The 13,258-nt window shown below is 48.2% G+C and carries 9 protein-coding genes; 4 read left to right on the top strand and 5 right to left on the bottom strand.

Going from position 1 to position 13,258, the window contains the following annotated elements; translation table 11 throughout:
- The first annotated feature begins 27 nt into the window (after positions 1 to 27).
- Positions 28 to 1,515: a hypothetical protein gene (locus tag WBG78_RS17805; RefSeq protein ID WP_337327816.1), complete on the top strand. Its 1,488-nt coding sequence runs from the start codon at positions 28 to 30 to the stop codon at positions 1,513 to 1,515.
- A 55-nt stretch (positions 1,516 to 1,570) separates the two neighbouring features.
- On the opposite strand, the gene WBG78_RS17800 is transcribed toward WBG78_RS17805, so the two are convergent.
- Together WBG78_RS17800 and WBG78_RS17795 are read right to left on the bottom strand one after the other, a co-directional pair.
- Positions 1,571 to 2,659, bottom strand: a complete 1,089-nt coding sequence (locus WBG78_RS17800) for a Gfo/Idh/MocA family protein (protein WP_337327815.1) — start codon at positions 2,657 to 2,659, stop codon at positions 1,571 to 1,573.
- Between the two features lie 118 nt (positions 2,660 to 2,777).
- On the bottom strand, positions 2,778 to 4,127 hold the full coding sequence (locus WBG78_RS17795) for an Nramp family divalent metal transporter (RefSeq protein WP_337327814.1): 1,350 nt from the start codon (positions 4,125 to 4,127) through the stop codon (positions 2,778 to 2,780).
- 136 nt (positions 4,128 to 4,263) lie between these two features.
- Here WBG78_RS17795 and WBG78_RS17790 point away from each other — a divergent pair, with 136 nt between their 5' ends.
- The 3 genes from WBG78_RS17790 (at position 4,264) to WBG78_RS17780 (ending at position 6,631) form a co-directional block, all read left to right on the top strand.
- Positions 4,264 to 4,854: a TetR/AcrR family transcriptional regulator gene (locus WBG78_RS17790; protein ID WP_337327813.1), complete on the top strand. Its 591-nt coding sequence runs from the start codon at positions 4,264 to 4,266 to the stop codon at positions 4,852 to 4,854.
- Between the two features lie 72 nt (positions 4,855 to 4,926).
- Positions 4,927 to 5,784 (top strand): alpha/beta fold hydrolase, encoded by an 858-nt coding sequence (locus WBG78_RS17785; protein WP_337327812.1) that lies wholly within the window; start codon positions 4,927 to 4,929, stop codon positions 5,782 to 5,784.
- A 502-nt stretch (positions 5,785 to 6,286) separates the two neighbouring features.
- Positions 6,287 to 6,631 (top strand): hypothetical protein, encoded by a 345-nt coding sequence (locus WBG78_RS17780; RefSeq protein WP_337327811.1) that lies wholly within the window; start codon positions 6,287 to 6,289, stop codon positions 6,629 to 6,631.
- A 14-nt stretch (positions 6,632 to 6,645) separates the two neighbouring features.
- Here WBG78_RS17780 and WBG78_RS17775 read toward each other — a convergent pair whose 3' ends face one another.
- From WBG78_RS17775 to WBG78_RS17765, 3 genes are all read right to left on the bottom strand, one after another.
- Positions 6,646 to 10,002 (bottom strand): ThuA domain-containing protein, encoded by a 3,357-nt coding sequence (locus WBG78_RS17775; protein ID WP_337327810.1) that lies wholly within the window; start codon positions 10,000 to 10,002, stop codon positions 6,646 to 6,648.
- A gap of 337 nt (positions 10,003 to 10,339) precedes the next feature.
- Entirely contained in the window at positions 10,340 to 12,691 is a 2,352-nt protein-coding gene (locus WBG78_RS17770) for a CHAT domain-containing tetratricopeptide repeat protein (RefSeq protein WP_337327809.1), read from the bottom strand.
- On the bottom strand, positions 12,604 to 13,161 hold the full coding sequence (locus tag WBG78_RS17765; protein ID WP_337327808.1) for a hypothetical protein: 558 nt from the start codon (positions 13,159 to 13,161) through the stop codon (positions 12,604 to 12,606). Before WBG78_RS17765 ends, WBG78_RS17770 begins: the two co-directional genes overlap by 88 nt.
- Positions 13,162 to 13,258: the final 97 nt, after the last annotated feature.

Here is a 13,258-nt window from a genome sequence, read left to right as displayed (position 1 = left end):
CCTTTTTTGAGTAAACTATCCACCCCAATGAGAGCGACATGTGTGAGGGAGTACCGCGTGTTAGCGTTCATTTTCATTCTACTTTCGTCCTCAGGTATTTCGTTTGGGCAAACGCCAAGGCTCAAGTCGTGGGAAAAGCGTATCGGTGGTGTTGGCATCTTTTCCTCTCCTCGCATAAGCGATTTGAATCATGACGGTGTCGGTGACATTATAATCGGCCTGGGACGTGAAGAGTTTAAACCCTGCGATTCTGCCGTTGTGGCGCTGAATGGAAGGACGGGGCAGATGCTATGGCATGTAGCATCAAGTGATCACATTTTCACGTCAGCTATATTCAAGGATATCAACGCCGATGGTATCGATGATATCTTCATGGCGGGACGTTCAACGGAATTGTTTGCCATCAATGGCAGTAATGGAAGTATTATCTGGCGATTCGACCGGAAACAGGGAAATACTCGCTGGTTTAATTTCTACAATGGGCAGTTTATTGACGATCAGGACAACGATGGTACAGACGATATCATCATCGCTAATGGGGGCAATGTACGCGCAGCGCCATATGAGACCAAGGATCGCCACCCTGGTCATCTGGTAGTCATTAGCGGAATGACCGGAAAACTGTTGGCCGTTGCCGAGGTTCCGGATGGAAAGGAAACATATATGTCGCCTGTGCCAAAGCGACGTGCCGACGGCGACTACGACGTGCTCTTTGGAACTGGAGGAGAAACCATTGGGGGTGGCCTGTATTTGACGAAACTTTCAGACATTATGAAAGGTGACATCAGAAACTCGGAACTTCTTGATCGAAGTCCTTCCAAGGGTTACATAGGACCTCCGTTGTGGGCCGACATTAATGGTGACCGCAATGCAGACATTATCGCCAACGCGGTGGAGGGAAAATGTATCGCTTTTGATGGCGTTACACATCGTTCAATATGGACAGTAAAGCTCGACAACACTGAGGCCTATAGCTCAATTGCTCCGGGCTATTTCACCGGAGACGACAATGTTCCAGACTTCTTCCTGACCTACGCTGTTGGTACATGGCCCGACCTGGGCTCGAGTAAACAGTGTTTGATCAACGGGGCATCGGGGCAGATAGCATTCATTGATTCGTTGGGAACGTATCAGACCAGCACGCCAGTGGTGATAGATGTCGATGAAGATGGAATAGACGAAGCACTGATGAATGTTAATATTGAAGTACTAAATGATCTTAACCAGGCAGAATTTCAGAATGTGCTGACGCTCGTGGACTTTAAAAATAAAGAAGTGCTTCAGTTGGGTGATGCATCTCCCGGAAGCAATATTTCTTCAACGCCCTGGATTGGTGACCTGGATAAAGATGGACTTCTGGATATCGTTTACTGTCATGGCACAAACATCCGAAAGACCTATTCATTTTCAGGCATTCAGGTTCATAGAGTTGCAACGGGAATTAACGCCGGCATAAACGTGCGATGGGGAGCATACATGGGCTCCCAGTACAATGCTATATTCACCGCAAAATGAATTTGTTACCAATCTTGAACTGCAGAGAATCTGATGAACTGGGCTGGGTTAGTATCTATATTTTAACTCTGCTGTTGGCGGCAACCGAACGATATATCGCCTCGACAACAACGATGTCTTTGAGTCCTTCCTCGCCGGGAGCAAGAAGAGGCTTATTGTTTAGGATGGCAAGAGTATCGTCGTCCATTTGAGTTGATTGTTCATTTTCAATCGGAGCATTCAGCTTCATTCCATCACTGGCAACGCCATTAACGCCGTTGTATGCCGAGAATGGCGAGAATTTGATCCAGCCTTTGGCGCAATCTACCTGGAGGTCATTCATACTCTTGCCAAAGCTCGCCTGGCAAACGGCAGTGGCGCCGCCTGGAAACTCGAGAGTAAAATCCATGGTTTCTTCCACTTCTTTATAGATCTCAGGACGTGTCGTTGATGCTTTTGCCGTTACCGCTATAGGTTCCAGACCGGTGCTGTATCTCGCGGCGTTCAAGGGATAAACGCCCATGTCACCCATTACACCGCCTCCTAAAGATTTCTTTTGTTTCCAGTGATCCGTACGAGGGTCAACATACCCTGCATTTGCAGCAACTTTTGTTGTCTTGCCATACGTTTTATCTTTCACCAGTTGCATGAGCTTTTGTGTATTGGGCTCATGATGCATTCTGTATCCGATGGCGAGTTTCACTTTGTTCTTGTTACACGCATCGATCATCGCTTTGCAATCCGCGACGCTTGGTGCCATAGGCTTTTCGCACCATACATGCTTACCGGCTTTCGCGGCGCGGATGGAGTACTCAGCGTGCATTGAGGGAGGCAGAACAACATATATGACGTCAATGTCCGGGTTGTTTGCAACGCTGTCAAAGCTATCGTACGAATAACAGTTCTTATCGGGCAGGTTGTATTGTTTTTGCCATGACTCGATCTTTGACGGCGTCCCGGAAACTATTCCTGCAAGTTTACAATGTTTAGTAAGCTGCAACGCAGGGGCTAACAGATCCTTGCTATAGTAGCCCAGCCCGACGAGGGCAATGCCCAGCTTGTCCTTCTTTTGTGGAACTATAATGTTCGCGAATCCAGCCTGCGCGATGGTGATGCCTGCTACTCCCGCTGTTACCTGTCCGATAAATTTCCTTCTGTTGATCATAGTCGTTGAGATAATAAAGAACAATGAAAAGAACAATGAATTATTTAGTATTCAGACTGTGTACTGATGTTCCAAGATACGACACAGTGGCAACAGGATCAAATCTGTCCCTTGCTAATCAGGCAAACACCACATTCCATATGCCATACAACCCCACAAAACATATTGACACTATGCTGAACCAAAGAGCAGAATCGTAGAGCACACCTGGAGGCTCGAGCTGGAATTGACGATATCTGAAATTCAAGGCTGCGTAAACAATGATTAACAAAAGAATCGATCCAACTATTCCACCGAACAGGATCATCACTACAGGCAGGCTTACGAAGAGGAAGGCAGCAACCCAAAGCGGCGGACATACCCAAGCTAATATCGCAATCAAACGCTTCCGGAGAGAAATGTCATAGAAATTGATCCATCCAACTTGCCCAAAGATGTCGCTGTACATTCGCGACCACGCCGCTAGCGAAGCAAAAAGGCTCGAATAGAGAACGAAGAACGCGCCAACGAGATAGGCGATTCGTATGCCTGGTCCCAATGATTCGGTGTATATCAAAGCCACTGCTTCTATCAGTTCATTGCCTTGGGGAATCACACCGCGGGCATGAAGGACGGCTGCTCCCAAAAGGTAGAACGCCGCCGTTACCGAGGTGTAGATGATCATAGCCACAATGGCATCGAGGTACATGACGCGCACCCAGCCCCGGGCGCGTCTATTCCAGTCGGCACTGTCATCACGGGGGCCGGTGTAGGTAGCATAGCCTTTCTCGAGGCACCAGTAGTTATAGGCTATGATTTCGTCACTGGCGACACCAGTAATACCGAAGGCGCCAATAGCCACAGTAACGATTTCGGGTGAGAAGTGAAGAGCGAAGCCGCTGAGAAACTGATCCAGAGTAATCGCATATGGAGTGAAAGCAAGGGCAGCGACGGCACCGATAGTAAGTACAGTAAAAGACACGGTCATGATGAGCGAGGAACGCTCCACGACGCTGTAGAATCCCTTAAATAGCAGTAGGGACAGAGAGACGGATATCACAGCAAGCCAAAGTTTCAATGGAATGTTCGGAGCAAGCAGATTGAGCACAATTGCCGTGCTGCCGATCATGCCGCCCAGTTGTATAATCTTCAGCAGGATGAGCGTAAGTATGACCCAGATACTCCAATGACTTCTTCCAATTCTCAATCCCGGTAAGCCATTGAAGCATTGCATGGCCGTACGACCTGTAAGTATTGTGTGTTTCCCGAACTCCAGTTGAACGGCAACTTTTGCAAGGCAGCTGATGACGATGATCCAAAAGGCATGAAACCCGGCAGTGGCTCCAAGAGTAGAGGTGGCGATAAGTTCGCCCGAACCAACGATGGAAGCAGATAAGATAAAGCCGGGGCCGAGAAACTTTAGCCGGCCAGCAAAGGTCTGAGGTGGCTCTTTGATGTTTTCGGCGGAGAGAACGTAGGGGTCGTGCATATTTGTCGGAAATAAATAAGAAATTCTTAACATCGAAAACAAGTGTTTTCTGATCATGCACTCGAATGTTGTCGTTAGTGATAGAGTAAGCTGCCGCCCACATTGCAAATGAAGATACCGATTGGTATCTTCGTAAATGCGAGACCCGGAGGCTACACGCGAAACCATTCTTAAGAAATCAGGTATCCTGTTTAATACACGAGGGTATAAGTCTACGTCGATCAGCGACATCACGGAAGCAACTGGATATACAAAGGGCGCGATCTATCGACACTTTGAAAGTAAGGTCGACCTTGAGGTAGCAACGCTGGCGCATTTGTCCTCCCTGATGCTGGACAAACTCAGGACTTGCATAAAAACTGAAACTACGGCGCCTGCCAAATTGAGGGCGATGTTTCATTTCTTCGAATCTTATATAACGAAACCGCCGTTGAAAGGTGGGTGCCCATTGTTGAATGCGGCCATTGAGGCAGACGATTCTCATCCGGCGCTTCGTCGTGCGGCGCTAAGGATCCTTCGTGAAATGCGTGATTCAATTGTTCGTGTGTTGGAAAATGGGATTCGATATAATCAGCTGAGGACTGACATCGACGTAAGCGAATTTGCCACGCTGATGATAGCATCGTTGGAAGGAGCTATCATGATGAGCAAGCTCAGTGGTAACGACGAAGACATCAAGCGCGTTATTGCCCATCTTGACAAACAGGTGGCCACTTTGATCCGCTGATTTTTTTTGTACAGGTAGATACCGATTGGTATCGTACGGGACAATGTATAATTGAATGTAATTTAAGCGACAATGAAAAAACTGATCATTAAGTCGTTGGGAGTATGGTTGAACGTGCTGGCAGTTCTCGACCCTGAACGAGCGGCAAAAGCAGCGTTCCAGATATTCGGACATCCCCGACGTCAGCCCGTTACGAGAAAGCATCTGGCTTTTTTCAAAACAGCTGATCAATCGTCGATGGAGTTTCAGGGCCTACGCATTCAGGTATACCGTTGGGGCAATGGCGATCGTAGCATACTTTTTCTGCATGGATGGGAAAGCCATACTTATCGTTGGAAGCGCTACATTGAAACTTTTCGAGATGCGGGATATACGGTCTTTGCCTTTGACGCCCCGGCGCACGGTCAATCCGAGGGAAACAGCACTACCGTTCCGCTATACGCCGATACATTGAAAGCGTTCGTAGAACAGTATGGTCAACCCGATGCCATTGTCGGGCACTCCATGGGGACATTCGCTTCATTTTACGGTCTTTACAAGTATCCGGAGATAACACCCCGCACCCTGATTACCCTTGCTGCCCCAGGAGAGGCAACGGAATTCATCGATCATTATCAACGGACATTATCACTCACAGCCCGTACGCGGGAAATACTGGTCCAGCATTTTACAAAGTTATTTCAGGCGCCACCAGAGTTTTTCTCTACACCCTTCTTTGCGGCTAGCCTCACCATTCCGGGTCTGCTGATCCATGATGAAGAGGACAACGAAACGTCGGTAAAGCACTCGCAGCGTATTCACGCGGCATGGAAAGGTTCAGAGTTAATCGTTACAAAGGGACTGGGGCACAATCTGAAGTCGCCTGGCGTAGTGGATCAGGTCTTCCGGTTTGCCAACTCTCAGCTTCATGAACAGGCGGCTGGGAATTGAATAGTCTTGAAAGGCAACGTGGGTTGACAGTGCTCTGTTTGACCGATCCTCTATGTGAGATTTATTGGCAGTGCATACGGAGTCCATCCGGACTACGATTGGATACTAACTGGACACGGGACATACATCTGTATAAGGCCTGTATGATGTCTCTATAATGCCTGTATAACGTCTGTATGTAGTAGCGTTAGAAGGAGAATACCAGCAATTAACTGCATTCTGATAAATAAGGTTGGGCTATCCTCGCCGACTGGGCTGAAGCGCCCGGAGATAATAGATAACGCCGTCTTGCTCATATGGGTTCCGCGGCCATCAAGATTCTACCTTGATGAATTTTGATCGCGATTCTCGGGCCAGTTTTCAGGCTTCAGGGTGGTTGCGTTAAACCCCGCAAACGTTCCAACAATCGGCGCCGCACTACGTTGGTCGAGGGGACCAATGCTGGGGAATAGTCAATTCGTTAACTTCAGTTTACGTTTTCTCACCTTGTTGCCTAATATTCATGATTGACCCCACCAGACTTGAACACTTCAGAAACCTCGTTTCGCTTTGTGCTGCCGACGGAAGCATCAAAGACATCGAGCGTGTAGCCCTATCAAAAATTGCCTATTCAAATGACATTCCGCTTGACCGGCTGAACTTCATGTTATCTAAAGCCAAAGAATACATCTATCTGATCCCGCAGAATACGCATGATCGCGAACGCCAGCTGGAAGAGATGATTCAGCTGGCCTGGGTCGACGGAGACTTCGCAGCGGCGGAAAAAGAATTGATCCACATGGTGGGTGAGAAACTAGGATTCTCGTCGCTCCAGGTGGATCATATGCTTTCCGTTCGTGTACAATAACTCACCAGAGGAGCTTACTTCTTTTTGGCTTCCTGGTCGAAAGTAATTGACTTGATGTTGATGATGTCTTCGTTCGGCTTCTGAGGCTTTTTAAAGATGAAGTAAAGATCGTGACGTCCGCTCACGGGCACATGCAAATAGCCAGGCACCGTTGCTACGGAATCCCAGGAGCCGGTGGCCGCGTAGCTGGTGAGTGAAATCACCGGGCCAGCCTGAGAATCCCGTCTTACTTCAATCTCTCCAGCCTTCTCCTTAGATGCGTATTCGAACCGGAATCCTCCGATGTGACTCAGATCTATGTTCTTAAGCAGCAGGAACGACTTATGATCACCATTGGCAAGACTGTTTCCGAATCTTGCGAAGCCCGATTGCTGGTCGGTGTATATGGCCAGGACTTTGGATGGTCTGAGGTTAATCACGGTAGTAGTGGTATTTGGATTCGATCCGGAGGCGCCGCCATCAGTATAACTGGCCGTGAGCGTATAGACTCCCCGTGTCTCTTCGGCTTTGTGGTTCTTCAACGCGAGAGCGCCCTTTCCTTTGGCTGCTACCGAGGGCGCAGCCACCTTATTAAGCGACATAATGTACTTGACGATCTCAACAGCTTCCTGCTTATTCAATTGGGGGTGTGCGCTCATTACATGCTCGGTACCCCAATTACCGCCACCTCCGGCTATGATCTTATCCGCCAATCTGTCCAACGCACCAGCATCATTTTTATATCGCTCCGCGACCTGACGGTATGCGGGGCCGACAGAAACCCGGTCAATAGTGTGACAGGCCTTACAGTCGCTGCTTGCCATTAATGTAGCGCCCACCATCATCGCCGCGGGCTCAGCGTTGTATCCAAACGTAACGCCTACACGCGAGCGTGCAATCGGTTCGTCCTCTTCGTCGATAATCACCACATGGTAATCAAACACTTCGTTGTCCCAGAAGAAGGAAGTATTTCTCGTTGTCGCGACCGCAACAACAGGTGCGGCATTTCCTGCATGTACTACAACGGTGTCGGTATCCGCAGCACCAGACTTGTCTGTAACCCTTAAGACAACCTGATAAACACCAGGTTTTGTAAAAGTGAACGCAGGGTTAGCAGTTTTTGAGCCTACGCTTTTACCGTCGAACAACCATTCATAGCTGAACTCGTCACTATCGTCCGGGTCAGTCGTTCCATTGCTACTGAATGTAACCCTTAAAGGCACTCCACCCGTTGCCTCGCGCTTCACTGATGGCAGTCGTCGCTCAGAAGTTAGAAATACCATCTTATCTCTGGTCGCCATGGCCACGCTGTCAACAATACTGGCCTGCGCGTGAGGCGCGCGGTTGCCATCATTGAATTCAATCTTCACCAGCCTGGAATCTTCATTATCGGCACCATAGACCGATCCATACTCAAGCATATACATGACGCCATCCTTTCCAAACGTCAGGTCTATTGGACGGCGAAAGTCGCCATTGGATGACATGAAGGGTTCGTTACGAACATAGTTTTCATTCTTGTCAAACCGAAGTGCCAGCACCCAGTTTCGCATCCAGTCGAATACGAAAAGTGCACCATCGTAGTATTGAGGGAACGCATTGTTCGCGGTCGACCTGCTATAAGTATAAAACTCACCGGCCATCGCACTTCGACCGCCCTGGCCTAACTCGGGGAATTCATTCGATGAAGCATACGGATACCATATGATTGGTGCCTGAGCAGGTGGAAGAGTTTCAAGTCCGGTATTATTAGGGGAGTTGTTTACTGGCGCAGCAGGATTGAATTTAGGGCCTGCAGTATTGGTAGCGAAATTCCACTTAGCGTAGGCCTGATTGTTTCCTACAAAATAAGGCCATCCAAAATTTCCGGGACGCTTTGCCTGATTGAATTCATCATAACCCCGCGGACCCTGCACACTGTCCTTGCCGGCATCGGGACCAATCTCTCCCCAATACAACACAGAGGATTTAGGATTGACGGCAATTCGATAGGGGTTTCTGCATCCCATCGCATAGATCTCAGGCCTGGTCTTTTCAGTGCCCGGTGGGAAAAGGTTGCCTTCCGGTATGGTGTACGTGCCATCCTTTTCAGGATGAATCCTGAGCACTTTACCCTTAAGGTCATTGGTATTCGAAGCGCCGCGCTGCGCATCCAGACTGTAATACTCCTGGCCCTGGCGCTCATCCAAGGGCGCATAACCATTTGCAGGGAAGGGGCTGGAGCTGTCACCGGTAGACAAATACAGATTCCCTTTTTTGTCCCATGCAAGCGAACCTCCATGATGTGCTCCACTGTTGACTTGAACAGGAACCTGCAACAATACCTTCTCAGATGTTGTGTCAAGCGTGTTATTAGAAGTTAATGTGAACCGTGAAAGGTTGAACATTATTGGTTCTGCATCAGTAGGTGGCGCGTAATAGAGATAAATAAAATTGTTATTGTCGAAGTCGGGGTCAAGAGTAACTCCAATAAGGCCGGTCCCTCCCTTTGTGCATACTTTAAATTGATGCACCAGAGAATACTTGGCGGTTTTTGTATTGAACATACCCAGATTGGCGGTACGAAGTTCCGTATAGAAAATTCGCCCATCATCCGACACATCAAGCTCCATTGGCGTGTTGAGATCATTTACCAGGATCGTCTTAACGAAACGGTTTTCCTCTGGAACAGTCACTGCATAAGCCTTGCGGTAGTCAAGCTTTCCATCGCCGATTGCATATTTTATTCCACCGAGAAGGTGCTTAAGAAATAACGGCTCAGAGTAGCTTTCATCTGTGTGTCCACCTCCTGTGTAGAATGCGCGCCCACCGTCATACTCATGATACCAGGCTATGGGGTGGTCGGCTCCGTTAGTGCCCCCTTCATAGGTATTTTCATCGAGGTAAGCCACCACATGGAGGCCTGGATAAAAAGATCTGTAGTTGTACCATTCGTCTGTACGTTTCCAATCGGCAGGTAGGCCTGACGTGGAAATATGGGTATTGTCGGTCACCCGAACTGTTGCCGGACGCACATTAGGATTATGTGGATGGCTTGAGAAGTGCGCACCTACCAGCTTGTCATACCACGGCCATTCATACTCTGTATCCGCAGCAGAATGGATGCCTACAAATCCACCGCCTGCCTGAATGAATCTTTCGAACGCCGCCTGCTGGTCGGGATTCAACACATTTCGGGTAGTATTATTGAAAATTACTGCCTTATACTGTTTGAGATTGAAGTCATCGAAGAAGGAAGCGTCCTTAGTTGTGTCTACAAGGAATCCGTTTTCCTTCCCGAGTTTCAGGATTGCCTCAATGCCATGCGGTATTGAAGTGTGTTTCCAGCCTTTAGTTTTGGAGAACACCAATACACGGGGAGGCCCCGGGTCACTACAAGATGATAGTGACAAACTGATTAACAGGTACCCCGCAAAGAAAAGGGGCCACATTCCGGACTTCGCAACATTCATGTATACGGGTGCTTGCTTTCAACAGTCGACCTCTAGGACATTGTGCCTGGATAACACAATGCCGGGAGATAGTGAAAGGTAAAATTAGAGTAATGGGTGTAGTACGCGAATCTTTCTATACAAGCGGTAACAGAGGCGTGCAGAGATTCGGAGCAGCAGTTTGCAGATGTCATTTCAAATCGAACAGCGCCGCAATAAGGGATTACGCCTGCTAATTCACAAGCCCCAGCTCATAGGCGGAACGACTTTATTTTAAGCATCGGGTGACGATCGCAAACTACATTCCCATCATGACAAATGCTCCCCAGTAATAAGGTTCTTTATATTTGGCCATCAATTGCAACTGTGCCTGTTTAAAGGCTTTGTGCTTGTCGCCAAGTTTGATCCACGAGGTATAGAAGTTTGTCATCAGCAGCTGCGTAGCTGCATCGTCAACTTTCCAAAGGCTCATAACCAATGCCTCGGCGCCAGCAACCTGAAAGGCGCGCTGAAGGCCATACACACCTTCGCCAGCCTTTACTTCGCCAAGCCCGGTTTCACAGGCGCTCAACACCACGAGTGATGTTCCCTGAAGATTCAGGTTCATCGCCTCATAGGCGGTAAGAACACCGTTGTCATTACTTCTGAGACTGGGTTCCTGCTGGCCATTCACAGTCTTCCCGCCACCAGTCAAGATCAATCCGGATCTGAGGAGAGGATTCTCCGTTGCGTTTTCCATATGTACGCCAAAGCCCGTTCCTGTCACTTCAACATCTTTAAGGAAGTAGCCATGAGTAGCGATGTGCATTACGGTCGGGCTATTGGCAACTTTTAAATTAGATTCACTGGCGGTTTTTTGCATGAAACTGTTAGCCACATAACCCGCTGCCTTAAGGGTACGGTTAATACCCTCTATCTCAATCTTGGTCGCTGGTAATGCGGCAATGTCCTTGGATCCATAGTCAGGAAACCCCAGCAGTAGCGCCTTCTTGGCAGGTGTGGTTTTCTTTTTGTTCTTCAAAGCAAGCAGGTCCCTTGAATTCCCAAGCGTAACGAGGTCGTAGGTCTTTATTACATAGGCTCCATCCGGCTGCTTAAGGGTATTCACGTTGATTTGATTGTAAACTCCGTCGGGAGAGAGGTAGACAACAGTCTTGTCGCCCAACGCATCCGCTATACGCTTCCAATATTGCTCGTAAGAGTGATCGTCTTGAATACGTTGCTGAATGGCGTTTCTGTAGAACTTGGCGTATCGTGTGTCCAGCTGCGCGCCGTTGTCGAGAACAACCAGTCGAGGCAGTTCAGTTTGCCGGGTGATGACCAGAGCAGCATAACGCGCATCGGCTGTGAACTTCTGATCGTACTTGCTAACCCGTATCAGCTCCACAACCGCCTCGTTCTCGGCAAGGGACGATTTTATCTGTTCGAACCCGGCAGATTTTCCTCCATAGCCAGCCACGAATTCCTTGCTCAATTCCGAGAGTTTTCTCTCCATTGCATTCGCCGCTAATGTCATCGAATCCAGATTGATCTTCTGTTCCTTCAATTCATCTTTCGAATACTGATAGTAGCGGGCCAGTGTTTCCTTTTGATCTATCCACACATTGTAGTCACGGATCAACTCCTTATTTCCGCTGGCAAGAATGTTGCGCTTAATTCGGTTGGTAGCGCTGAGCAACAGCGCCTTCGTCGCCATCTGGTATTCGTACATGTCGCGGAGAACAGATGGGAGAGAGGTCGAGGCTTCAATCGCGAAGTTGTAAAAACGCTGAAACCTTGGCGACAACACGTCCCAGTACTTGCTTTTTTCTGCCTCACTCATCGAAGCAAAGTAGCGATCGATGAAAGAAACCGATTTGTCCATCACTGATTTATAAGCGCTGTATGCTTTATCATACTCCTTCTTCTTCCAGTAAAGAATGGCAATGTCTTCCTGCGATTGCACGAACAGCGGATGATCCGTACCCAACGACTTTTCGCGTATGATCAGCGCCTTGTCAAGTAGTGTTTGCGCATCATTGTAGCGCTCTTTATACCTGTAAAAGGTTCCGAGGTCACTTGTGCTTTTCGCAAATGGAAGGCTCTCCCCGCCATAACTTGTCTTGAATATGGACTGCGATTTCTTCAGCAATTCCTCGACCTTATCTTCCTTGCCCATCAGCATGTACAATGCAGCCTGGCTGTTAAGCATGCTTGCATAGTCTGGATTAGTTTTTCCCAGGCGACGTTCCATCGTCTGATAAATTGAATCAGCGCTTTCATATCTTCCCATCTGCTGGTAAAGCAGCGCGTGATTAGAAAGGAACTTCAATCCATTCTTCGATTTGCTGTCACCTAATTTCTCGGCAATTTCAATGGCTTGTTTTAGAATCGCATCTGCCTGATCATACCGACCGATGGTCTGGTAAAGCATTGCCCGGTTGTTTTGAACAATGGCGTACTGCATGGCTGCCTTGCCTGCGTTTTTTTCAATATTGATCAACGCAGCGTCAAAGGTCTTTTCACTTTCGTTGTAGCTGGCCAGATCGAATTGCAGAACAGCTAGATTATTCAATGAAGAAGCTACTCCAATATTGTTTTCCCCAAAAGTAGCTTTCCGAAGTTCCAGTGCTTTTGTAGTATAGTCCATGGCCTGACTAAACCTTCCCATGGTACTATATGCAACCCCTGATCTGCAAGCGCCTTCATGTATCCAATTTCGCCTGTCAGCGATGCACGTTCATATATAGTCAGCGCACTGTTAAAACGCTTTTCGGCAAAGGCGAATTTGCGCGTGGCATAGGCAAGCTCCCCAGTCTCAAGCTGGAAGCGGGCCTTTTCAATTTCGTTTGATTTACTGCTATCAATAGAACCAAGTACAAGGCTTCCACTGGTGGCAAGTTTTGACATAAACTCGCCCTTTTCTTTCACATCAAACAGGCCGGAGTTATCAAGCAACAGGATTGCATAATCAAAATCGGTTGAATCAAAGCTATCACGCACCCGATCGAGGTCTTCCTTCCAACCGCCAACAACCTTCTGTCGATTCTCTTTTGAGGTGGCTTTTTTGATTTTCTTAATCACCTGACCACTGGCCGTGCATGCGCACAATACCAGCAGCACAGCAATGGTTCTGCTCATGTGAACTTCGGGTTTTAGGACACAAGGGATATTGAACGGCGAATGCCCGATACAGTTACAAACTTCCTAACGGTGTAAATTCACAGTTAGCTGGGTG

This window comes from Chryseolinea sp. T2 (genome assembly GCF_037203685.1).
Taxonomy (GTDB): Bacteria; Bacteroidota; Bacteroidia; order Cytophagales; family Cyclobacteriaceae; genus Chryseolinea.
The sequence above is the reverse complement of the archived record's forward strand: the minus strand, read 5'-3'. Positions and strand labels throughout refer to the sequence as shown.